Below are 22,004 nucleotides of genomic sequence, written 5' to 3'. Positions count from 1 at the left end.
CAGGGCCCAACCAACTTAGGTTGTGCTAATAACCATGTTTAGCTGGGCTTCTGCATTTGGTCCTCCACGTGTGCGCGTCGTCCAGTGTAAAGCAGCGAGTGCCGTGCGATCGATCCCCATGGCACCCGGTGCCAGCTGGGGAAACCGGCGCGCGACACCGACCCGAGACTTTCCTCACAAAGCCCGGAAACCGCCCTCACCTGCGTCGAAGTGGATTTCCCCGCGGGACGGCGCGGCAAACCAAGCGGCAGCGGCTAACTCGGCGATCGGCCTGTTGAGATATTTCCGACACCGGCGTGACAAGCCATGAATGTGATCCGACCGTCCGGCCTCTTTTGCCTGCTGTGTCATTCAGCACATAACCAGCAAATCTCGGGAAGTGGTGTTGGACACATCTTTCCGCTGACGCGCCCCAGAACCCGTGGGGCCCGGCCTACGACCGGCAGAGCGAGACGGCGGCCCGCACCAGCGCCGCGCGGTGCAGGGCGTCCCCGTTGCCCGAGGTGAACACCCCGAAGACGCTGCGCGCCAACCGTTCCGCGCAGTCCGGCGCGGTCAGCTCGGCACGGTGCATGTCGAGCTGGTCGAGGATCTCGACATTCACCCGGTCGATGACCGGGCGCACCGAGGAGAGCCCCGCGGGCGCGATGGGCGCGGCGGCCGGGTCGAAGCGCCACCGCAGCATCAGCCCGCGCTGCACCGTCTTGTTGGCCTCGATCTGCCCGAGGAAAACCTGCCGCACCCAGTTCTCCGGCAGGTCGCGACCGTCGCCCAACCGGGCCATCGCGTCGTAGACCTCCGCCTCCCTGGCCGGATCGTCGATCGTCGGCTCGATGCCGAGCTCGCCCGCGGCCACCCACTTCGCCGCGGCCACCGCGTCGGCGGTGTTCAAGCGCTCGACCACCAGAGCGACCAGCCGGTCCAAGGAACCGTCGGCCGGAGCGGCGCCCGCGCCGGCCGGCCACATCAGCAGTACCGCCGCCAGCAGCGTCCAACCGACTCGCGCACGTCGTGACCTCCTGGGATCGCCCGCATGGAAACGAATCACCGCGTCAGCGTAGGCGAGGTCACCCGGCCCGCCCGGCGCGCCGCCGACCGGGCTGTGAGCCTGACCACATCCGGCCTCCCCTGCTCGCTGGGCACCCGCGCGGCCTGTCACGCTGTCACAACGAATCCGTGACAGTTTCGTCGCGCCCGCGAAAGCGCCTGGGACGTAGAGGATGTGCCTTCCGATGACCGTCACCGGCTTGTTCACCTGGCTCGGCGGGGGCCGGACCAGCGCGATCACCGATCGTCACGAGCGTGCCGGATACGCCGTCACCGGTGCCGTCGTGTTGTTGTTCGCCGGCATCTCCGGTGTGGTCGCCGCCCTGGCCGCGGCGTCCGCCTGGCCCTGGTGGGCAGCGACGGCGGTGGGAATCGTGGTCGGCGCGCTGACCGGCGCGTCGGCGCGTGCGCTGGCCACGGCGCGGCCGAGCGGAGGACCGGATCGGCTCGGGTTGCTCGCGCGCTTCGCGGTCGCCGTGCTGGCCGGTGGATTGCTCGCGGAACTGGCCGCGATCGTGCTGTTCAGCGGATCCGTCGACCGGGTGCTGGATGAGAAGGCGCAGCGCTCGCTCGATTCGGCGCCTCGGGTCGTCGCGGCGCAGGCCGAACTGGACCGGGCGAAGGCCGACCGGGCCGCGCTCGAACAGGCGATCGGCATGGCCCAGAACGATATCGATCACGCCCTGGTGATCGCCCGCTGCGAATTCAACCCCGCCCCCGAGTGCCCGCGCACCAGGATCACCGGCGTGCCCGGTCGCGGGCCGGAGGCGCGGACGGCCGACGCCATGCTCGACGACGCCCGCAAGCAACTCGCCACCGCGCAGGCGCGGGTGGATGCCGCGGACCGCCGGATCGACGCCGACCGGGACGCCTTGGCGGCCGCGCGGACCGCCGCCTTCGACGACACCGATCGCGGACTCGGCGCGCGCTGGCAGGCGATGAACGACTACACCGTGCACAACGCGCTGCCGCTGCGCATTCTCACCATCGTGGCGTTCGTCGCACTCGCCCTGCTGCCACTTGTGCTGCGGTGGTGGCGTGGCGAGACTTCGTTCGACCGGCACAACGCCGCCCGCACGGTGCACGATCGCGCCGAGCGCGACGCCGACGCGGCGATCGCGGTCAAGCAGGCCGAAGTGCGCACCGAAGCGGAGATCCTGCGTGCCGAGCAGCAGCTCACCGCCACCCGTCTCGCCGTCGAGGCGGACACGGCCATCGACCGGGAGCGGCAGCGCACCCGCATCATCGCGGCCATCGGCGGCATCGAGATCGGCATCACGGAGCCGCCGCGCCGCCCCGAACTTCCCGCCGCGGCGGAAGACCGAAAGGAAAGCGCCATGCCCGACGAGGTGACGCCGAACCTACCCGCGCCGGTGACCGTGCATTCGCCCGCCGTCGCTGCCCCACAGGCGGCGCCGCAGAGCGGCGGACTCGAACTGCCCCTGATCGGCACGGTGCCGTTCACCGACACCGCGGCGCGTCTCATCCGTCCGCTGGTCCCGTCGTTCGTCGCCAACGCGATCGACACGGCGACGCATCCGCTGCGCACCGCTCGGCAGGCGTTCGAGGAGGTCGAGGAGATCACGTTCACGCTGCGGCGCACCCGCAAGGTGACCATCGACGGCCAAGACACGCATCCGCAGGCCGTCGGCTACCAGCCGCAGCCCGGCTCCCCCGAGATCGCGCACGCCCAGCACGTCGCCTCCACCGTCGTCGACGCGGTGCCCCGCTACTCCTCGCTCCCGCCGACCGGCGCCGCGGGCTACGGCCTGCCCACCGGCGCCCGGCGAGACGAACTGCCCGGTCGCCAGTACCCCGAATTGCCTGAATCCGACCGGCGCGAACTGCCGCCCGGGCGCTGACGATTCACCACCGCGGCGTCACGTCGAAGCAGCGGCCGTAGGTGCGGCCACGCGCTCGTACCGCCGTGACGCACTCGCCCCTTGCCGCCCGGGGAGCAGCCGTCGCCCTCGCGAACCCGCCCGCCTTCTGCGCGGGCGCCGATTCAGCGCGGGTACCTCGGTGATCGTTGCCGCGCCGGCCATGGCCGTGCGGTACGAGTCGGCCGGACGCGCGTGTGCCCGGATGGCGGGTCGGCCCTGCGGCACGGGGCAGCGCCTCGGCCTACGCTGCACCCATGCAACACAGGGAGGTGACGCTCGCCGCGGCGCCGTGGGGCTCGCCATTGCTCGGGTCCGCCGACGAGTCGTCGGGGCTGCGGCGCCTTCGCATTCAGTTGTTGCTCACCGTGCCCACCCTGTTGGGAAACCTGACGGGCATGGTGGTGTCGATCGTGCTGGTGGGCTTCGTGCTGCCGGGGCCGTCGGTGTTCACCCGGGATCTCCTGCTGCTAGACGTGCTCGCCGCACCGCTGTACGCGAGCTGCGCGCTGCTGCTCGGGCTGTGGTGGGGCACGACACGCGGGCTGCGCGCGCTGCGGTGGGCCACCGACCCGCTGCACGTGCCCACCGAGGAGGAGCAGGCCGCGGCCACGGTGGTACCGCGCAGGCTGGTGCGTAACCAAGCGCTGCTGTGGTTCGGCGGCCTCGTCCTGCTGACCACCCTGTACGGCCTGGCCGAACCGCGGCTGATTCCGAAGGTGGCCTTCGGCATCGCGCTCAGCGCCATCGTGGTGTGCGCGAACAGCTATCTGATCATCGAGTTCGCGCTGCGACCCGTCACCGCGCGGGTGCTGGAGGCCGCGCCTTCCGGTCGACGCCGCGGCATCGGCGTCTTCGGACGCTCACTGGTGGTGTGGGTGGTCGGATCGGGCGTTCCGGTGGCCGGGATGATGGTGCTCGCGGTGTCGGCGCTCGTGATGGACGACGTGTCCAAGGCTCGGCTGGCGGTCTGCGTGCTGTCCCTCGGCGGAGCGACCTTGATCTTCGGCCTGCTGCTGATGACGCAGACACTGGCCGCGACCGTCGCCCCGATCCTCGGGGTGCGCCGCGCGATGCGCCAGGTGGAGGACGGCGATCTCGCTGTCGCGCTGGCGGTCTACGACGGCACCGAACTCGGCGAGCTGCAGAGCGGTTTCAACCACATGGTGGAGGGGCTGCGGGAACGCGAGCAGATCAGGGACCTGTTCGGCAGGCATGTCGGGCGCGAGGTCGCCGCGGCCGCGCTGGCGGGCGATCCGACGCTCGGTGGCGTGGAGACCGACGCCGCGGCCCTGTTCATCGACATCGTCGGCTCCACGACGATGGCAGCGACCATCCCAGCGCCGGAGATGGTCGCCCTGCTCAACCGGTTCTTCGCCATCGTGGTGGACGAGGTGGAGCGGCACGGCGGGCTGGTCAACAAGTTCGAGGGAGACGCCGCGCTCGCCGTCTTCGGCACGCCCGCGCCGCTGTCCGATGCCGCGGGCGCGGCGCTGGCCACCGCCCGCGCGATCCGGGCCCGGCTCGACGCCGACGCGACCGATTTCGTCGCGGCCATCGGCGTGGCCGCGGGCCGGGTGGTGGCGGGCAATGTCGGCGCTCATCAGCGCTATGAGTTCACCGTCATCGGCGACGCGGTCAACGAGGCCGCGCGCCTGTGCGAGCTGGCCAAGCAGCAGGGTCTGCTGCTCGCCTCCGGTGCCACCGTCGCGGCTGCTGCCGACGCCGAGACCACGCAGTGGCAGCTCGGCGAATCCGTCACCCTCCGCGGCCGCCTCACACCGACCCGGCTCGCGCGTCCCGCCTGAGGTCTTCCGGTCGCTCGATCCACCCGGCGGCTGCGTCGGCGACCGCCACCGGTTCGAACGCGCCCACAGCTCGCGGGCCGCGGTAACCGGTGCTCGTCGCGATCATGCCGCCGCCGAGCACATCGGGGGTCCGCGGATCGAGGAACATCGACCTGATCAGCGCCAGCGTCGCGGGCATCAGCATTGCACCGGCGACGCCCTGTAGCACCCGCGCCGCGATGAGCATCTCCGGCGTCGGCGCCCACGCCGCGAGTACGGAGGCGATGCCGAATCCGGCCGCGCCGAGCAGCAGCAGCCTGCGCCGCCCGATCCGGTCCCCCAGGTTCCCCATGACGACGAGCAACCCGGCCAGCACGAACGAGTACACGTCGATGATCCACAGCAGCTGCGGCGTTGTCGGGGCGAGATCGGCGCTGATCGCGGGTACGGCCAGGTCCAGCATGGTCGCGTCGACGGCGAGCAGTAGCAGGGCGAGCGCGAGCACGGACAATCCGGCCCACTCGCGCGCTCCGGCGCGGGGTGGCGTGGTGACCGATCGTCCGGTGGGCCGCGCGGTCTGGGTGGCCGCCACCGCGGGCGTCTCCAAAGGCGGCTTGCTCTATCACTTCAAGAGCAAGGACGCACTGCTCGCGGGCTTGGTCCGCAGGCTGGCCGACCGTGCGGGCAAGCAGCTGGACGGCGCGGTCGCCAGAGGCGGCTCGGTAGCCGAGTGGTACCTACAGACGCCCAACCCGGACGACGCGGCGGAAGCGGTGGAACTGGAGCTCTATCGGTCCATGCTCGCGACCATGCGCGCGATCGACGCCACACCGGAGCCCGACGAGGTGCAGCAGGCGCTGGTCGAGATGATGAACGCCTGGTCGGACGGTCTGGACGCGGAGGTCGCCGACCCGGTGCAGGCCGACCTCATCCGGCTCGTCGGCGACGGCGGGTACCTGCGCGCGCTGCTCGGCCTCCCGCCCATCGATCCGGTTCGCTACCGGCACGTGGTGGACCGCTTACTGCGCCGCTGACGGCTAGACTCGGCCCGTGCTGCCAGCCGCCGAACCGGCCGGCGCCGTCGGGGCGGGAACAGATCCGGTACCAGGGTCTCCTGGAACGACGGTGCCGATCCGACCGCTGAGTTTCCGTGAACTGCTCGATGCGCCGTTCGCGCTGATCCAGGCGAACATCCGCGCCATCGCGGGTTCGATCGTGCCGGGCTTGCTCCTGGCCGAGGCCGTGGTCGTCGCGGTGACCGCGGGCGTCTCCGAGCTGACCGGTGGTTCCGACGCGGGCACCGCCTGGGCGGCGATCGGGTCCACCGCGGCCTGTGCCTGGTTGCTGCGGTTCGCGTTACGCGGCACGACCGTGGCCCTGGGGCTCGCGACCGTCGGTGGCGCGCCGATCGGCCGCAGCACCGCGTTGCGCCGATTCGGTGCGACGTTCGGCCCGCTGCTGGTGTTCCAGCTGTTGTTCACGCTGGTGGGCGTCGGCGTGCTCGCGGTGAGCGGCTTGCCCATCGTGACGCTGCCCCTCGCGGTGCTCTGGCTGGGCTGGCTGCGCGCCCGCCGCTGGGTGGCGGTGCCGGTGCTGTTCGTGGAGCGCACCTCGCACCGCGACGGAATCGCCCGCGCCAAGCTGCTCGCCGAAGGCGCGGAGTGGCCGACCGTCGGGCTCTGGATCGCGCAACGCGTCCTGTTCGGGCTGCTGGCGATCCCGCTGCTGGCCATCCCGCTGTACGTCTCGGACTTCTCCGGCACGCACAGATGGCCGGTGATCGTGCTGACCACGTCGGCGGTGCTGCTGCTGACGGCCTTCGGCGAAGTGGTCGAGGCGTCGTCGCGGGTGGTGTGCTACCTCGATCGCCGTTGCCGCAGGGAGGGATTGGACATTCGCATTCCCCGGCAGGAGACGCGATGAGCGATCCGACACCGCCGGAGATCCCGTCGGCTCGGCATCCGGGTGAGGTCCGGCTGACCGAAGGTCCCCACGCGACCGACGACCCGGCGCCCGGCGCGCCGCGGCTCGGCGCCGCCGCCGATCATCGGGCCGCCGCCGAATCCGCCGCGCAGCACCGCGATTTCGACCGTGCTTTGCGGGAACGTTTCCGTGCCGTGCTGCGCGGCCTGGAACAGGGCGGTGTGCTGGAGGTCCGGCGCTCGCGCACCGCGCGGGAAACCGCCGACGACGTGACGACCGCGTTGCCGCTCGAGGTCGCCACCGAGATCCAACCCGCCGCACACAGTTTCGACGAGGTGGTCTACGGCGGACGCCGCGCCACCGAAGACGAATACCGCAGGCTGGAGTACGCCGACCGGTTCTCCGCTTCCGCGCCGCCACCCGCGCCGGAACCGGTCGAGGTCGAGGCGGTCGAGAAGGCGCCGCGCACCAGGCGCAGGTTTCCCCCGCTGCCCGGTCTGCTGCGCGACCCCAGGTTCTGGGCGGCGCTCGCCGCGACGGCCGCGTTACTGCTGCTGGTCTACGGCGCCCTGCAGTCCTGCGGTGCGCCCACCGCGCCCACCCCGCCGCCGCCACAGCCCCCGCCGGAGCTGCCCGATGTCCCGCCGCCCAGCCGCCCCGGCTTCGGGGCGGGCGACGACCCGATCTGGGACCGGCTGCCCGCACCGGTCTTCTACGGCGGCGTGCAGTTCCTGATCGCCGCCGCACTGGTGGTGTGGTGGCGGGCCCGCAGGCGGGGCGCACTGGTGCGCGAGCCCCGCCCGGTCGAGGTGGCGGCGAACGAACTGCTCGCCGGCCACGCCGCCCTCTACCGCCGCTCGAAAGACCACGACCACGTCGCCGGGAAGCTGCGGGCGGCCACGCTGCGCCGCATCCGCGCCCCGCTCGGCATCACGGCCGACACCCCGCCCGACAGGATCGTCGCCGCGGTCGCCGCGCGCGTCGGAGCCCACCCCGCCCAGATCGGGGCCGCCTTGTTCGGCCCGGTGCCCGATCCGGGGACCCTGCGGGTTGTCGCCGCTCAGCTCGAATGGATCGAATCGGAGGTCGGATGAGACGCCTTCGCCCAATCCTCGCCCGGCCCACGGCATCCGGGAACGCCCGCGAACCACAGGAGATCGAATGACCAGCACCGAGACCACCCCGACGGCCGAGCAAGCGGGCGCCGCGTTCCACGCCCTGCGCGCCGAGATCGGCAAAGCGGTGGTCGGCAACGACAGCGCGGTCATGTACCTGGTGCTCGCGCTGCTGTGCCGCGGCCACGTGCTGCTCGAAGGTGTTCCGGGCGTGGCCAAGACGCTGCTGGTGCGGGCGCTGGCCACGGCGCTGGACCTGGACCACGCGCGGGTGCAGTTCACCCCCGACCTGATGCCCGGCGACGTCACCGGCTCGCAGATCTACGATCCGCACTCCGCGGAGTTCACCTTCCGGCACGGTCCGGTGTTCACCAACCTGCTGCTCGCCGACGAGATCAACCGCACGCCGCCGAAAACCCAGTCGTCGCTGCTGGAATCGATGGAGGAACGGCAGGTCTCGGTGGACGGGAAGCCGCAGCCGCTGCCCGATCCGTTCGTCGTCGTCGCCACCCAGAACCCGATCGAGCAGGAGGGCACCTACCCGCTGCCGGAGGCGCAACTGGACCGGTTCCTGTTCAAGGTGGACATCCACCTGCCCGGCCGCGACGACGAGTTCCGCATCCTGCAACGCCACGCCGCCGGCTTCGATCCGCGCGACCTGACCGCCGCGGGCTTGCGTCCCGTCGCGGGCCCCGAACACATCACCGCCGCCCGCGCCGCGATCGCGCAGACGACGATCAGCCCCGAGGTGCTCGCCTACACCGTCGACGTGTGCCGGGCCACCCGCACTTCACCCGCCGTGCAGCACGGGGCCTCGACCCGCGGCGCGACCGCGCTGATGGCGGCCTCGCGCGCGTTCGCCTGGCTCACCGGTCGCGGGTTCGTCACACCCGACGATGTGAAAGCCGTCGCCGTCGCCGTGCTGCGCCACCGCCTGCAATTGCGTCCGGAGGCCGAACTGGACGGCGTGACCACCGAGGGTGTGCTGTCGTCGCTGCTGCTGTCGGTTCCGGTTCCGGTGTAGCGCATGGTCGTCACCGGTCGGCTGGCCGCCGCGGCAGGCGTGGCGGCCCTGTTCGTCACCCTGGTCCTGCCGTCGGTGCCCGGCGTGGTCGTGGTGACCTGCGCCCTGGCGGCCGGGTTGCTCATCGATCTCGGCGCGGTGGGACGGGCGCGCGACCTGGCGCTGTCTCGCGAGGCACGCACCACGGTGCGACTCGGGCGCTCCGTCGAGGTGGAGCTCGTCGCGGTCAACACCGGAGCCCGCACGCTGCGCGGCACCGTGTGGGACGACTGGCCCGGCAGCGCACGCGCCGGAAACCGCACGCACGAACTGGATCTCGCGCCGGGTACCAAAGTCCGCTTCCGCACCGCGCTCACGCCCACCTATCGCGGCGATCGGGTCGCCGGCCAGGTCACCGTGCGCCTGCTCGGCCCGCTCGGGCTGGCGGGCAGGCAGACGAGGCACGACGTGCCCGCCCGGGTACGCGCGCTGCCCGCGTTCCGCGCCGAACGGCTGTTGCGCTCGAAGGTCAAGCGGTTGCAGCACCTGGAAGGCCGCAATGTGGCCAACCTGCGCGGGCAGGGCACCGAATTCGACTCCTTCCGCGAGTACGTCGCCGGGGACGACGTGCGCGCCATCGACTGGCGCGCCACCGCCCGCGCCACCGACGTCCTGGTCCGCACCTGGCGTCCGGAGCGCAACCGGCACATGCTGATGCTGCTGGACACCGGCCGGGTCAGCGCGGGCCGGGTGGGCGACGGCACCCGCTTGGACGCGAGCATCGAGGCGGCCCTGCTGCTCGGTGGCCTGGCCGCGGCGGCGGGAGACACGGTCGACCTGCTCGCCTTCGACCGGCGAGCCCGCGCCGAAGTCCGGGGCGTCGGCGGGAAAGGTCTGCAACTGAAGCTGATGCACGCGATGGCGGGCATCACCCCCGCGCTCGTCGATACCGACAGCGCCGGGCTGGTGCGGGCGGCCATCCAGCGCACCCGCCGACGCAGCCTGGTCGTCTGGTTCACCAGCCTCGACGGCGCCGCGGTCGAGGAGAACCTGTTGCCCGTGCTGCCGGTGCTGGCGCAGCGGCACCGTGTGCTCATCGTCTCGGTGACCGATCCCGATGTCGCCGCGGCCGCCACCCGCCGCGACAACCTGGCCGACCTCTACGCCGCGGCCGCGGCCGAATCCGTCCTCGCCGAACGCGCGCTGGTCCAGGAATCGCTGCGCCGCACCGGTATCGCGGTCGTCGCCGCGTCACCGGAACGACTGCCGGAGGCCTTGGCCGACGAATACCTGGAACTGAAGCAATCCGGCGCACTCTGAGGAGGATCATGGCCCCATGGCCTCAGATCTCGCCGCCTTCGTCCGTGGACTGCCGAAAGCGGAGCTGCACCTGCATCTGGAAGGGACGCTGGAGCCGGAGCTGAAGTTCCGCCTCGCCCGGCGAAACGGCATCGAGCTGCCGGAGAAGACCGTAGACGAGGTGAAGCAGACCTATCGCTTCCACGACCTGACGTCGTTCCTCCGGGTCTACTACCCCGCGATGCGGGTTCTCCAGCGCCCGGAAGACTTTCACGACCTCGCATTCGACTATCTGCGCCGGGCGCACGCGCAAGGCGTGCGCCATGCCGAGCTGTTCTTCGATCCGCAGGCGCACACCGGGCGCGGGATCCCGTTTCCCACGGTGATCAGCGGATACCGGTCGGCGATCGCGCGAGCGCGGCGGGAACTGGGGATATCCGCCGAGCTGATCCTGTGCTTCTTGCGCGATCACTCCGCGGAGTACGCGATGGCGACGCTTTTGGAGGCGCTGCCGTACAAGAGCTGGATTCTCGGGGTCGGGCTGGATTCCGACGAGCGCGGCAATCCGCCGAGCAAGTTCGCCGCCGTCTTCGAGCGCGCCCGCGCCGAAGGCTTCCTGCTGACCATGCACTGCGACATCGACCAGCCGGATTCGGTCGAGCACATCCGCCAGGCGCTGGAGGACATCGCCGTGGACCGCCTCGACCACGGCACGAACATCGTCGAGGACGACCGACTGGTCGAATTGGCCGCGGCCAAGGGAATCGCGCTCACCTGCTGCCCGGTGTCGAACTCCTTCGTCACCGCCGAGATGAAGTCCGCCCAGATCGTCGGCCTGCTCGATCGCGGGCTGACGGTGACGGTCAACAGCGACGACCCCGCCTACTTCGGGGCGTACGTGGCCGACAACTACCTCGCCCTCGCCGAGCACGGCGGCCTCGGCATCGATCGGCTGGCCGAGCTGGCCAGGAATTCGTTCCGCGCTTCCTGGCTGACGCCCGCCCGGCAGGACGCGTTCCTTCGCGAGGTGGACGACTACGTCGCGGCGAACGGCTGACCCATGCGCGGCGGGAACATCGGGTACATCGGCGCTGGCAGCACCCGGCGCTGTCGTTCGGCGATGACCGCCCCCAGGATCTGCGGCGGCGGGTAACCGGCAGGCGGGGCGACGCGCAGCCGCCCGCACACCTCACCCACGAGCGCCGTGCCCAGCTGGTGCCGCGCCGCGGGCGTCAGGGTGCGCAACCGCGTCAGGTACTGCCGCACCGCCAAGGCGAGTTCCTCCGGCAGTCCGGACAGATCGAGCTGCGCGCTCCAGCCGGTCAGCCACGGCGGCGCGATCGCGAGCGCGGGCGGTGGCAGCGGGCGCTGCGCGTGCACGACCACGGTGCCAGCGAGCACGTCACCGATCCGCCGCGCGTGCGGCGAGCACATCGAGGTGAGTACCGCGATGGCGCCGAACCCGCCGAGCATCCAGAAATCGACGATCGCGCCCGCCAGACCGCGGGTGAGCGCGTGCCGGAAGTCGATCGGCCCGCCGTCGGCGCGCACCACGCGCAGCCCGAGCATCAGTTTGCCCAGTGTCCGCCCCCGCCAAGCGGTCTCGCAGGCCACCGGATACCCGACCAGCACGGTCACGATGGTGACCAGCATCACCACGTCCAGCCAGGCCGAGTCGACGCCGGCGGGCAGCAGCAGCGTGACGATCGCGAACAGCAGCGCGAAAGCGAGCGTGCACTGGGCCAGCACGTCGATCAGGAACGCGCTCGCCCTGGTGGGGATCCGGGCGATCGGCAGCTCCAGGGCCACTGCTTCGCCGGTGGTGAACTCAGCCATGTCGATAGCATTCTTGCGACCGGCGGGAGTGGGAGGCAACCGAATGGACGTGGACGCATACAGCCTGGCGCACCGCAGGGCGTGGGACCGGCTCGACTACTTGTCCAAACGGAGCAAGCTGACCGGCGCGGAGGCGGACGAACTCGTCACGCTCTACCGCCGCACCTCCCAGCAGCTGGCCCGGTTGCAGTCGCACAGCCCCGACCCGGAGCTGATCGCCGGGCTGAGCGCACTGCTGGCGCGTGCGCGCGGCCGGGTACTCGGGACCCGAGCCGACACCTGGCAGGAGATCGGCCGGTTCTTCGGCCACCGCTTCCCCGCGGCGCTCTACCGGTCCTGGCCGTGGTGGGTCGGCGTGGCCGCGGTGTTCTTGTGCGTATCGGCCGGCTCGGCCGTCTGGGTGGACCGATTCGAGTCGGCGCGCGAAGTACTCGGAATCCCGGCGGACACCGGAAGTCTCACCGCACCGGGCGGCGCGTTCGAGACGTACTACTCGGAGCATCCGCAGGGCGCCTTCGCCGCACAGGTGTGGACAAACAACGCGTGGGTGACCGCCATCGCCTTGTTCACCGGCGTACTGATCCTGCCCGCGGTCTATCTGTTGTTCATGAACGCGCTCAATCTGGGCGTCAGCGCCGGGCTGATGGCCGACGCGGGGCGGCTGGACTCGTTCTTCGGGTTCATCCTTCCGCACGGCACGCTGGAGCTCACCGCGGTGTTCGTCGCGGGCGGCGTGGGCCTGAAACTCGGTTGGACGCTGATCGATCCGGGACGGCTCAGCCGCGTGGAGGCGGTGGCCAGGCAGGGACGGGCGACCGCAACCGTCGCGCTCGGCCTGGTGGGAGTGTTGCTGGTGTGCGGCTTCATCGAAGGATTCGTGACACCGAGCCCGCTGCCAACGCCGATTCGCCTCGCGATCGGCTTCACCGCCGAGGCGTTGTTCCTGGTGTACGTGTTCGGGGTGGGTCGCCGCGCGGTCACGGAGCAGGCGAGCTCGGATTCCGAGGCGTCCAGCGATCAGCCGTCCGCTGTGACGCAGACAACATTCAGCACACCCTGAGCGACGCAGCTGGGACAATCGGCAGCTACGCGGTGTGAGATCGGTTCGGAAGTCCCCCATTTGAGTTCCGCTGGCCGCAGCGAGTCCGGCTCGAGCTGCGGCCAGCGTTACCGTCAACTCTACACAATCGTTATCCCTACGCAACCCTCCCCGTCGAGGTCAAGCGTATAAAGCAGCGCCCTAGCAAACCCTGGTGGCCGCGCACTTTCACCCCCCGCCAGCTAACCGCATGCGACACGCGCGATCACTGTTTCGACGGCCCGGCACCGCCTCGGTGACACTCCCGAAACACTCGATGGGAATCGCCTCCGCAATAGCTCGGGCACTCCTCCGAGGCGTTAGCCGGGGCGGAAGATAGACCTCTCCATGGTTGCTGACATGGGCTCCCACCTGCACATTCATTTGCAAGAATTGCCGGTTGCTGATCAGCACACGAAAGAAAGAGACCACAGGTTTGTTTACGCGGTAATAAACCGGGCAAGGACATAGTGGCGCAGAGGGAAGACCGGCCAGTTCCCCGACAGGCTCCGGATTAACCGGGTGCGGAAAGAGCGGTCGCCGACCCCACTCAGTTGCCCGAGTCAGCACCTCGGCCGCAACCGTAACGGGTTATGTGATCTTCGCCTCACCTGCCGTAACGAGGGCTGGAACCGCGCGAAATCGATGCCACCACAGCCGAGTTCGAGAGACGCACGTCACAGTCCAGCGCTCGACCGATTCTCGTTCCCTCGCCGAGGCGATCCCCTTGTGCGCGGCCGGAAGCACACCGAGTTCGTCGATGCGGGGACGGAACGGTGCGCCCCGGTCAGAGGCGGAAATGGCTCGACTGGGCTCAGCCGACGCGCAGGATCCCGATGACCGTTCCTTGGAGCAGGTGGCCGTCCTGCGTGATCAGCGGCGCGGTTTGGAGAGGATCGTCGACGACGGTGCCGGGAAGGTGCTGTGCGGCGGTGACCGCACCGGTTTCCGGGTCGAGCACGGTGAACGCGTACCCGTCGAGGGGCGTGGTGTGGTCCGCGCCGACGCGGGCGACCGTGTACAGCAGGCCGTCGGCGGTGGACAGGCGCGGTACGGCCGCGCTGCGCACCGTGTTCTCCCACACCACGCGGCATCCGTCGCCGTCCACATCGACGCGCGTCATGCCACCGGTGAACGGCGCGCTCGGGGGCACCGCCGGTCCGGCACCCTCCGGCAGCGCCGGGTAGGGGTATCCGTATGTGCTCGCCACGAAGACGGAGCGGCCGACCCCGACCGGCGAATTCTCGCTGCCCGGGCCGCCTTCACCGAGCACCGGCGCCGCGCATACCAGTTCGCCGGTCCCCGAACGCAATACCAGGACGTGCACCTGGCCGTCGGCGTTGTCGACGATGGTCAGGTAGTCCGCACCGGTGCGCGGCCCGAAATAGGTGGGGGTAGAGCCGGTGCCCCAACTGAGCTGTCCCGGCTTGCGCGCCGATCCCCGGTCGTAGGGCGCGCGCCACACGATCTCAGGAACGCCGGACGCGGCGGCGCGCAGTTCGTACAGCGCGTGCGTCGTGGCCACCGCCACCTGCCCGCTCGGCGCCGACGAGATGCTGTTGGCCACGCGCTCTCCCGCGGGCAGTATGAGCGCCGCGACCTGCCCGCCAGCCGTGACGAACCCGGCCACGCCCTGACCGGACGCGAACCACACATTGCCCGACCAGTCCGGCACGAGTCCGGTCACCGCGTCTCCGGGCGGGAGCACCGGACCGAGATCGGCGAAGGCTTCGCTGACCAGCCGCCACGTCCCCGTCGCGTCGCGCTCGTGCCGGATGCGCAGCAGCCGGTCGGTGCCGTCCACGACCACCAAGCGGTCGACCTGGTCGAGGTAGGCGTACACGCCGCCGAGCAGGCTTCCCCTGGTCAACGGCAGTGCGGCGAGCGAAGCAGCCAGCGGGCCCGGCGCCGCGGGATCGAGCAGGTACACCGTCGGGGTCTGTCCCGCGATCGCGGTGCACAGGGCGACCACGAGGCGGTCCGATCCTTCCAGCAGCGTCGGGCACGCGGAGGCCAGTGGATAGGCCGCGACCGCGCCCGCGGCGGCGGGTCCGGCGAGCGCCGTCACGTCCGAGGACCCCGCGTCGCCGTGCATGGTCGCGGCGCCGGGCGGACCGAGGAACGGGTTCGGCGGCGCGAGCGGCCCCCATGGCGCGGCGGCCGAGGCGGGCTGACCGGGCAGGAGAGCCAGCGCGCAGGCGGCGAGAACGATCATCGGTCGGCGCATCGAGGTCGTCCTTCACAACGCGGTAGTCGAACGGATACCAACGGAACAGTATTCGGACATTCGCCGCACCGTCCGGTACGGGCGGGCCGATACGATGGCGCCCATGAACTCCGTTCGGGCCCGCTTGTTGTCCAGTCTCGCCGGTCAGCTCGGAAATCCCCACGGCGTACTCGGCAAAGGGATCGCCTTCGTGCTCAATCGAGGCAACAAGGCCGCCATCGCCGGTGCGGTGGAGGCGGCGTCCGTCGCGCCCGGCGGCACGGCGGCCGACGTCGGATTCGGCGGCGGCGCAGGGCTTTCGCTGCTGCTCGATCGGGTCGGCGCGGACGGTGTGGTGCACGGCGTCGAGATCTCCGCGGACATGCTGGCACGTGCCCGCTCCGGTCACGGAAGCGACATCGAGTCCGGGCGCCTGCGGCTGCTCGAGGGTTCGCTCACCGCGCTGCCCTTGCCTGACGACAGTCTCGATGCCGCGATCACCGTCAACACCGTCTACTTCGTGCCGGACCTGCGAGCGGCCTGCGCCGAACTCGCGCGCGTGGTCCGGCCGGGTGGCCGTCTGGTGGTCGGCATCGGAGATCCGGACGCGATGGCGAAGCTGCCGTTCACCCCGTACGGCTTCACCCTGCGCCCGGTGCCGGAGGTGATCGCGGCACTGGAACAGGCGGGCTGCCAGGTCGAGCATCGACGGCTCGCGAATACGCCGATTCCGCACCACCTTCTGGTGGCGACGCCCCGCTGACTCACATCAGCGCGCCGCCGTCGACCCGGATCTCGGTGCCGGTCATGTACCGCCCGTCATCGGAGGCGACCATGGCGACCACCCCGGCGATGTCCTCCGGAGAGCCGAGCGCGCCGCCATTGAGCCACCCGGTCATCCGGGAGAACAACTGCGGGTCGAAACCCTCGGGCTGGGCCAGGATGGACTTCGTCGTGATACCGCTGGTGATGCCGGCCGGAACGATGTTCACCGCGCGCAAGCCCTGTTTGGCGTACTCCAAGGCGATGGCGTGCGTGAAAGCGTTCACACCGCCCTTGGACGCCGCGTAGGAGGCCAGGTAGGGCGCCGCGCTGAACGCCGCGGTGGAGGAGATGTTGACCACCACGCCGCGTCCGGTGTCCAGCAGAGCGGGCAGCGCGGCCTGGGTCATCAGGAAGGTGCCGGTGAGATTCACCCCGATCACCTGGTTCCACACCTCGAGCGGCATCTCATGGGTGCGCGCGGGGCGAAGGATGCCCGCCGCGTTGACCAGCACGTCGAGTCCGCCGAGGAACTCGAGCGCCGTTTCGACGGCGGTGCGCACCGACGCCGGATCGGCGGTGTCGACCTCGACCGTTCGCAGTCGCTCGGCGCCGTCGCCCACCTTGTCCGCGGTGGTGGCCAAGCCCGCCGCATCGATGTCGGCGGCGACCAGCTGCGCCCCTTCGTCCAGCAGTCGCAGGGCGATGCCCTGACCGATGCCGGATCCCGCTCCCGTCACCACCACGCGGCGGCCGTCAAATCTGCGCATGCCAAAAATTAGAACACGTTCTCATCGACCGTCAAGGCACTTCCGCGCTCTCCGGCGATCCGCAGCACCATGGCGGCCGTCGCCGCGGCGTACGCACGACTGGCCGCCGCCGGACGGCTCGCCGGGTAGTTGGAGCGATGCGTGACGACGACGCCGTTGGGCAGGGTGACCGTCCGGTCGGCAACGGTCGCGACGCAATTGCCGCCCGCCTTGGCCACGAGATCCACGATCACGGTCCCCGGGCCGAGCAGGTCCAACTCCGCCTGCCCGAGCAGGCGGGGCGCCGGGGATCCGCGGTGCACGGCGGTGCAGACGACGAGGTCGGGCGGCGCGGCGGCGAGCGATTCCAGCAGCGCCGCGTTGTCGTCCCGGTTCGGCACGAACTGCCCGGCGCCCGCCGCCGACGCGGCCGCCCGCTGTGCGAGGCGGTTACCGACCGCTGTCGGCTTCTCGTCGCCGAACGTGCGCGCGGCCGCGATCGCGGCGAGCCCGGCCGCCCCGCACCCCAGCACCAGGCCACGGACCGGACGGGTGAGCCGCGCGGGGGCGAGCAGCCGCCTGCCCTCGGCGTAACCCTCTGCACCCGCGATCCGGCTCATCCCGGACAGCGCATCGATCTCGGCGGTCGAGTCGTCGCGCGGCACCTGGTCGAAGGCGACCGATTCGATGCCGAGGCCACGCAACCGATCGATCTCGCCGCGACGGTAGTGCGGATCCTGGAAGCCGACCAGCGTGGTCCCCGCGCGCAACGGCATCGAATCCAGGTCGAACGCGGGCGGTTTCACCCAGACGACGATGCCCGCGCGCTCGAACACCGCCGCGCGATCCCCGACGACGTCCGCCCCGGCCGCCCGGTAGGCCGCGTCGGCGAAACCCGCACCTCGCCCCGCGCCTTCCTCCACGAGCACTCGAAGTCCCGCCGTCGAAAGCGTGCGGACCGCGTCGGGTGTGAGCGCCACACGAGTCTCCCGTCGCGCGGTCTCGCGAAGCACCCCGACGATCACCGCGCGGCTCCGGGCTCCGCTACCAAGGCGGTCAGGCCGCGATCGGCGAGCGCGGCGCGATAGGTGAGCCCGCCGGCGATATCGCGGATCAATTGCTCCAGCCGGTCGAAGAGTTCATCGAGCAAAGCGGGCGATTCGTGTCGTGGCGCTTTGCGGGGAGCGAGAACGTTCAACCGGACGCCGGGTCGTAGCGAGCCGGTGCGGTCGAGCGCGACGCTGTCGACGCCGGCCACGGCGAGCAGCAGGTCTTCCACCTGCGCACTCGTGTGTACACCCGCAGCGTCGAGGAGCGCGCGATCGAACACCACCGAGACGAACATTCCTTCCGGATTGCCCAGCGGTCGCAGGATCTCCGCTCCGAGCCGCGTGTTGATCGCGGCGATGTGGCCGCACGCCCGCTCGATCTGCGCGCGCATCAGCGCGTGGTTGCGGGCGAAGTAGTCCTCGGAGGTGTGCTCGAGGATCGCGCGAGCCAGGTGGGTGGTCTCGCGCTGGAACGAGATGGTGAGCCGTTCCCGGATCCGCTCCAGCCAGGCGCTGTCGCCCGTGCATGCCGCACCCATCTTGCAGGGGCCGAAGGCGTTGTAGCCCTTGGAGTTGCCCGTGATGGTCAGCACCACGTCGTAGAGCCGCCGAACGCCCTGCTCGGTCGGCACGTGCAGCGCGGCGACCGGGATGTGCGAGGCCACCAGCAGGTCGAAGGCCATGTCGCAGATGACGGGGACGCCACAGTCGAGCAGCACCCGTCCGATCTCCGCCAGCTCGACGGCCGTGTAGTCGGCGACGACCGGGTTGCCCGGCAGCGTGAGCAGCACCCCGCACAGCTCGCCCGTCGCCCGCAGCCCGTCGAGGCAGCGGGCCAGCCGGACGGGGTCGATCTTGAACCCGTCGTCCGGGGCCACCGGGCACGACACGATCCGCAAGCCGAATTTCTCCACGTGGATGCTGGAGCTCTTGTAGAAGCCCTCCGGGCACACGATCACCCCGCCGGGCCTGGCCAGGCTCGCGACGGCCTCCTCGAGCAGCATCGTGCTCGAGTACGGGCAGACGATCACCTCTTCCGCGCGCACCCGGACGCCGGGGACCCCTTCCACCGGATGTGACAGGCGCCCGAACAACCTGCGGGCCGCCAGCTCCCGCAGGATCAACGGCTGCCGCTTGTCGTAGAGCCTGCCGTCGAGATACTCCGCGGCGGGCGCGATGTGCAGGCTCTCTCGCCACGCCCGATCCAGCGCCGCGACGGCGTGCGCGTCGGGGGCGCGGCCGGTCTCGCCGTGGTAGGCGTCGATGACGCCCGAGTGGCGCAGGCCGCCGGTCCCCGCGAACCAGGCGTCCCGCGAAACGTGCCCGCGCACTAGCCGTTTCCTGGCCTCGGAGCGATTGGTCAGCATCGCCAGGTCGGCGAGCGGATCGGTGAGCACGTGGCTCTGAGTCACGGAACCTCGCCTTCTGAAGAGTCTCCCGGTGCGGGCATGGTGTTCCATTTCTCCTGGAGCGCGGCGCGGAACAGGCTGCGGCAGTTGCCCTCGGCGAGTCGTTCGAATTCCGCCAGTGGCGGTTGCGCGACGATCTGGTCGACCACGATGGCCGAACCGGCGCGCCGGAGGTCGTAGAGTTTCTCGAACCGCCGGACCGCGAACGCGACGTCGTGCTTCAGCGCGGAGAAGCGCGTCGCCACCCGGGCCTGGCGCGAGTAGTCGTACTCGCCCACCGCGACGTAGCGGTCGTCGACCACGAGCATGCTCTGCGCGTTGCGGGCGTACTCGCGCTTGACCAGCACGCTCTCCACGCCCGAGCGCGCCTGCTTCCACAGTTTGTCGTCATAGGGCCAGACGTCCGAGATGTCGTCGAGCACGTACATCCGCCGCACATCGATCTTCGGCGGATGGGCCTTGTCGGCCAGGCGCAGGATCGCCGCGTGATAGTCGTCGCCGACGTCGCCGCCGATCGTGCCCAGGTCGGCGGTGTGGATCGCGCGCACCGACGTGGTGGCCTGTTCCAGGATCGTCAGCCAGTCGGTGACGGTGTTCCATTCCCATACCGTGGCGCTGCGCGAGGGAATCTGCGCGAGGATCTCCTCGGCGCGTTCCAACTGCCGGTCGGCGACCAGGCGCAGCGGTTCGATTTCCGCTCGCGCGCCGGATGCGTCGATCAGGCTCTGCGCGATACCCAGTGCGCGCGACACCAATTCGGGGTCCTTGCCGAGCAGGACGTTGAATCGCATCCGCAGGTCGTAGTAGTTGCTGCTGGTCGGATCGGTCGCGGGATCGGCGCTGCCGTCGGTCGGCAGTTCCGCGCCGAGGGCGAGGCTCAGGCGTTCCCGCAGCGCGAGCGGCGGAATCCGGCTGCCGTTCTCGATCTGCTGAATCAGACTGCGGGAACAGCCCGCTCGGGTGGCGAGCGCCGCCTGCGTGTAGCCGCGTTCCAGTCGTAGCCTGCGGACCAGATCGCCGACCTGCTCATCCGAGCCGGAGCCAGCCATCCCGTGCCTCCCATCCTGCACCTTGCATACGCATGCTCACGGCATGTCACGATGCATCATTCTAATCATCGAGTGGCATCAGGCATCCGACGAATCGCGCTCGCCGAATTTCGTTGTAGAGCAGAGATCCAGCCGCATCCGACTCCCCCGCGAAAGGGGGCTGCCACATGAGCCCAGGAACGTACCGCACCAGCTTTACCCCGCAGCAGAAACCAAAATTTGCCCGGATTCCAGATGCGTATTGGGCTAAGTGACTATCTAAAGTCATTGAAGCTTATCTACTATCATCACAAAGCGCTAAAGCTTCGTTGACAGCAAGATGTGGCCGCACCTAGCCTTGATCTCGACGTCACCGCAATTCGGTCTCGGCACAACGGTTTCCGGCCTGCCGATCTCGGTGGCCCGATAACTCTAGGAGGTGCCGGATGCGGATACCTCGTCATGGCGCGGCCCGGCATCCTCTGCGGCCAGGTGAGACCACCCCGCCGTCTCGCTCGCGCCGATCTCCCGACGCATTCGGACACCGATACGACCGAAGGGCGGACGAATCCATCGCGCTCGGACACGGTAACCGCCGAGCGGCGGGTCGACGTCATCTCGAAACAGCGTGAATGAGAGCGAATCATGGCACTCGACATCACCGATTCGATCATCACCAGCGACATCAGCCCGGAAACCGCCCGGCTGCTTCCCTCGTCCTCCGGCGCAGCGTGGGAACTCAGCTGGCTGCCCTCCGTCGTCCTGACCCACGATCAGGCGGTCACCGGGATGGTGCTGGACGAAATGCTCAGCGATCCCGGCACGCTCACCAGCGATCTCGCGCTGGAACTGGCCGCCCTGCACGCCGCTGAGCTCGGCGTCACCCTGCGCGAGGTGCTGATCCGGCTGTACGTCCGCATCACCGAACGCGACAACGAAGCATCCCGCCGCACCCACACGCCCCTCCCCGCCGCCTGACCGCGCGGGGCCCGGCATCCGGCACTTGCGCGCGGCATCCGAGCGGCGAACGATTGACTGTGCGCCGGCCGCGATCGCGGGCCGTGCGGTGTCCCGCCCTCGGTGGACCACGATGCGACGGCCCCGGCGACACTGCGGAGTGATCGCTCCGCTCGAGGAGGAACCGATGTTCATCCAAGTCATTCAAGGCAAGGCCGCCGACCCCGCCCGACTGAATCGGTGCATGGATCGCTGGAACGAGGAACTGAAGCCGGGAGCCGTCGGCTATCTCGGCACGACCAGCGGACTGTGCGACGACGGCACCTTCATCGCGCTCGCCCGATTCGAATCCGAGGAGGCCGCCCGCCGCAACAGCGAGCGCCCGGAGCAGGGCGCCTGGTGGCGGGAGACCGAGCAGTGCTTCGACGGGCCGGTCACCTTCATGGACTGCGCCGAAGTCACGCAGTGGATGGGTGGTGGCTCCGACCGCGCCGGATTCGTGCAGGTCATGGAGGGTCATACCCGGGACGCCGGACGGATGCGCGAGATACTGGCCCAGTCGGGCGATCGGTTGCACGAGGTACGCCCGGAGATTCTCGGCGGCACGCTGGCGACCTACGGCGACGACGGATTCATCGAGACGGTGTACTTCACCTCCGAAGCCGAAGCCCGCGAACGCGAGAAGATCGAGATACCGGACGATCTGCGGTCGCTGTTCGAGGAGGAGAACGCCCTCATGGGTGACGTCGCCTACTTCGACCTGCATCAACCGTCGCTGAGTTCGCCGCAGAAGTAACAGGGCCCGACCGGCAACCGCCCGATTCGATCGGCGACTGCGCGCACACAATCGAGCAGGTCCCACCCGTCGTTCCGTTC

At 70.2% G+C, this 22,004-nt stretch carries 19 protein-coding genes and 1 pseudogene; 12 read left to right on the top strand and 8 right to left on the bottom strand.

Annotated elements, in window-relative coordinates; translation table 11 throughout:
• Window positions 1–433: 433 nt before the first annotated feature.
• Entirely contained in the window at window positions 434–1,048 is a 615-nt protein-coding gene (locus NG1_RS01000) for a chorismate mutase (protein WP_157113792.1), read from the bottom strand.
• A 184-nt stretch (window positions 1,049–1,232) separates the two neighbouring features.
• Between NG1_RS01000 and NG1_RS00995 the strand changes: the two genes are divergently transcribed.
• Window positions 1,233–2,909, top strand: a complete 1,677-nt coding sequence (locus NG1_RS00995) for a DUF4407 domain-containing protein (RefSeq protein WP_062967215.1) — start codon at window positions 1,233–1,235, stop codon at window positions 2,907–2,909.
• Between the two features lie 275 nt (window positions 2,910–3,184).
• A complete protein-coding gene (locus tag NG1_RS00990) occupies window positions 3,185–4,735 on the top strand; it encodes an adenylate/guanylate cyclase domain-containing protein (protein WP_062966994.1) in 1,551 nt (516 codons plus the stop codon).
• A gap of 61 nt (window positions 4,736–4,796) precedes the next feature.
• Here the strand turns inward: NG1_RS00990 and NG1_RS00985 are convergent.
• A pseudogene (locus tag NG1_RS00985) lies at window positions 4,797–5,306 on the bottom strand (MFS transporter); the annotation flags it as partial.
• Here NG1_RS00985 and NG1_RS00980 point away from each other — a divergent pair.
• The 6 genes from NG1_RS00980 to add all read left to right on the top strand — a co-directional run bounded on the left by NG1_RS00980 (window position 5,263) and on the right by add (window position 11,111).
• A complete protein-coding gene (locus tag NG1_RS00980) occupies window positions 5,263–5,748 on the top strand; it encodes a TetR/AcrR family transcriptional regulator (protein ID WP_245659740.1) in 486 nt (161 codons plus the stop codon). The pseudogene NG1_RS00985 and the gene NG1_RS00980 overlap by 44 nt on opposite strands.
• A gap of 91 nt (window positions 5,749–5,839) precedes the next feature.
• Complete coding sequence (locus NG1_RS00975) at window positions 5,840–6,637, top strand: hypothetical protein (RefSeq protein WP_245659739.1); 798 nt, start codon at window positions 5,840–5,842, stop codon at window positions 6,635–6,637.
• The gene (locus tag NG1_RS00970) at window positions 6,634–7,731 is read left to right on the top strand and encodes a DUF4129 domain-containing protein (protein WP_084498604.1); all 1,098 of its coding nucleotides are present in this window, start codon (window positions 6,634–6,636) and stop codon (window positions 7,729–7,731) included. Before NG1_RS00975 ends, NG1_RS00970 begins: the two co-directional genes overlap by 4 nt.
• A gap of 67 nt (window positions 7,732–7,798) precedes the next feature.
• Window positions 7,799–8,776, top strand: a complete 978-nt coding sequence (locus NG1_RS00965; protein WP_062966988.1) for an AAA family ATPase — start codon at window positions 7,799–7,801, stop codon at window positions 8,774–8,776.
• 3 nt (window positions 8,777–8,779) lie between these two features.
• On the top strand, window positions 8,780–10,075 hold the full coding sequence (locus tag NG1_RS00960; protein ID WP_062966986.1) for a DUF58 domain-containing protein: 1,296 nt from the start codon (window positions 8,780–8,782) through the stop codon (window positions 10,073–10,075).
• A gap of 16 nt (window positions 10,076–10,091) precedes the next feature.
• A complete protein-coding gene (add, locus tag NG1_RS00955) occupies window positions 10,092–11,111 on the top strand; it encodes an adenosine deaminase (RefSeq protein WP_062966984.1) in 1,020 nt (339 codons plus the stop codon).
• On the opposite strand, the gene NG1_RS00950 is transcribed toward add, so the two are convergent.
• A complete protein-coding gene (locus NG1_RS00950) occupies window positions 11,090–11,890 on the bottom strand; it encodes an RDD family protein (RefSeq protein ID WP_062966982.1) in 801 nt (266 codons plus the stop codon). The two genes, add and NG1_RS00950, sit on opposite strands and share 22 nt — an antisense overlap.
• Window positions 11,891–11,933: 43 nt before the next feature.
• Between NG1_RS00950 and NG1_RS00945 the strand changes: the two genes are divergently transcribed.
• Window positions 11,934–12,950 carry a stage II sporulation protein M gene (locus NG1_RS00945; protein WP_062967208.1) on the top strand — a complete coding sequence of 339 codons (1,017 nt, stop codon included), beginning with the start codon at window positions 11,934–11,936 and terminating at the stop codon, window positions 12,948–12,950.
• 832 nt (window positions 12,951–13,782) lie between these two features.
• On the opposite strand, the gene NG1_RS00940 is transcribed toward NG1_RS00945, so the two are convergent.
• Window positions 13,783–15,195: a hypothetical protein gene (locus NG1_RS00940; protein ID WP_062966980.1), complete on the bottom strand. Its 1,413-nt coding sequence runs from the start codon at window positions 15,193–15,195 to the stop codon at window positions 13,783–13,785.
• Window positions 15,196–15,298: 103 nt separating this feature from the next.
• On the opposite strand from NG1_RS00940, the gene NG1_RS00935 reads away from it, so the two are divergent.
• A complete protein-coding gene (locus NG1_RS00935; RefSeq protein WP_062966978.1) occupies window positions 15,299–15,937 on the top strand; it encodes a methyltransferase domain-containing protein in 639 nt (212 codons plus the stop codon).
• A gap of 1 nt (window position 15,938) precedes the next feature.
• Here the strand turns inward: NG1_RS00935 and NG1_RS00930 are convergent, their stop codons facing one another.
• From NG1_RS00930 to NG1_RS00915, 4 genes are read right to left on the bottom strand one after another with little or no spacing between them, the layout of a single operon-like run.
• Window positions 15,939–16,706, bottom strand: coding sequence for an SDR family NAD(P)-dependent oxidoreductase (locus NG1_RS00930; protein ID WP_062966976.1), 768 nt, complete (start codon window positions 16,704–16,706; stop codon window positions 15,939–15,941).
• An 8-nt stretch (window positions 16,707–16,714) separates the two neighbouring features.
• On the bottom strand, window positions 16,715–17,698 hold the full coding sequence (locus NG1_RS00925) for a Rossmann-fold NAD(P)-binding domain-containing protein (RefSeq protein ID WP_281218018.1): 984 nt from the start codon (window positions 17,696–17,698) through the stop codon (window positions 16,715–16,717).
• Window positions 17,699–17,706: 8 nt separating this feature from the next.
• Window positions 17,707–19,146, bottom strand: coding sequence for a pyridoxal phosphate-dependent aminotransferase (locus NG1_RS00920; protein ID WP_062966972.1), 1,440 nt, complete (start codon window positions 19,144–19,146; stop codon window positions 17,707–17,709).
• Window positions 19,143–20,192: a helix-turn-helix domain-containing protein gene (locus NG1_RS00915; RefSeq protein WP_062966970.1), complete on the bottom strand. Its 1,050-nt coding sequence runs from the start codon at window positions 20,190–20,192 to the stop codon at window positions 19,143–19,145. The genes NG1_RS00920 and NG1_RS00915 overlap by 4 nt, the downstream gene beginning before the upstream one ends.
• 624 nt (window positions 20,193–20,816) lie before the next feature.
• Here NG1_RS00915 and NG1_RS00910 point away from each other — a divergent pair.
• Entirely contained in the window at window positions 20,817–21,149 is a 333-nt protein-coding gene (locus tag NG1_RS00910) for a hypothetical protein (RefSeq protein WP_062966968.1), read from the top strand.
• A gap of 166 nt (window positions 21,150–21,315) precedes the next feature.
• Window positions 21,316–21,924: a hypothetical protein gene (locus NG1_RS00905; protein ID WP_062967206.1), complete on the top strand. Its 609-nt coding sequence runs from the start codon at window positions 21,316–21,318 to the stop codon at window positions 21,922–21,924.
• The last annotated feature ends 80 nt before the right edge of the window (window positions 21,925–22,004 follow it).

It is taken from the genome of Nocardia gamkensis NBRC 108242 (assembly GCF_001612985.1).
GTDB lineage: Bacteria > Actinomycetota > Actinomycetes > Mycobacteriales > Mycobacteriaceae > Nocardia > Nocardia gamkensis.
Note: the sequence above shows the minus strand (reverse complement) of the source record. Positions and strands in the feature narration are given on the sequence as shown.

Bases quoted from the DNA above. Each gene is read 5' to 3' on its own strand.
- NG1_RS00905 (WP_062967206.1), top strand. From the start codon at position 21,316: ATGTTCATCCAAGTCATTCAAGGCAAGGCCGCCGACCCCGCCCGACTG.
- NG1_RS00995 (WP_062967215.1), top strand. From the start codon at position 1,233: ATGACCGTCACCGGCTTGTTCACCTGGCTCGGCGGGGGCCGGACCAGC.
- NG1_RS00950 (WP_062966982.1), bottom strand. From the start codon at position 11,890: ATGGCTGAGTTCACCACCGGCGAAGCAGTGGCCCTGGAGCTGCCGATC.
- NG1_RS00960 (WP_062966986.1), top strand. From the start codon at position 8,780: ATGGTCGTCACCGGTCGGCTGGCCGCCGCGGCAGGCGTGGCGGCCCTG.
- NG1_RS00910 (WP_062966968.1), top strand. From the start codon at position 20,817: ATGGCACTCGACATCACCGATTCGATCATCACCAGCGACATCAGCCCG.
- NG1_RS00945 (WP_062967208.1), top strand. From the start codon at position 11,934: ATGGACGTGGACGCATACAGCCTGGCGCACCGCAGGGCGTGGGACCGG.
- NG1_RS00930 (WP_062966976.1), bottom strand. From the start codon at position 16,706: ATGCGCAGATTTGACGGCCGCCGCGTGGTGGTGACGGGAGCGGGATCC.
- NG1_RS00970 (WP_084498604.1), top strand. From the start codon at position 6,634: ATGAGCGATCCGACACCGCCGGAGATCCCGTCGGCTCGGCATCCGGGT.
- NG1_RS00990 (WP_062966994.1), top strand. From the start codon at position 3,185: ATGCAACACAGGGAGGTGACGCTCGCCGCGGCGCCGTGGGGCTCGCCA.
- NG1_RS00965 (WP_062966988.1), top strand. From the start codon at position 7,799: ATGACCAGCACCGAGACCACCCCGACGGCCGAGCAAGCGGGCGCCGCG.
- NG1_RS00915 (WP_062966970.1), bottom strand. From the start codon at position 20,192: ATGGCTGGCTCCGGCTCGGATGAGCAGGTCGGCGATCTGGTCCGCAGG.
- NG1_RS00940 (WP_062966980.1), bottom strand. From the start codon at position 15,195: ATGCGCCGACCGATGATCGTTCTCGCCGCCTGCGCGCTGGCTCTCCTG.
- NG1_RS00935 (WP_062966978.1), top strand. From the start codon at position 15,299: ATGAACTCCGTTCGGGCCCGCTTGTTGTCCAGTCTCGCCGGTCAGCTC.
- add (WP_062966984.1), top strand. From the start codon at position 10,092: ATGGCCTCAGATCTCGCCGCCTTCGTCCGTGGACTGCCGAAAGCGGAG.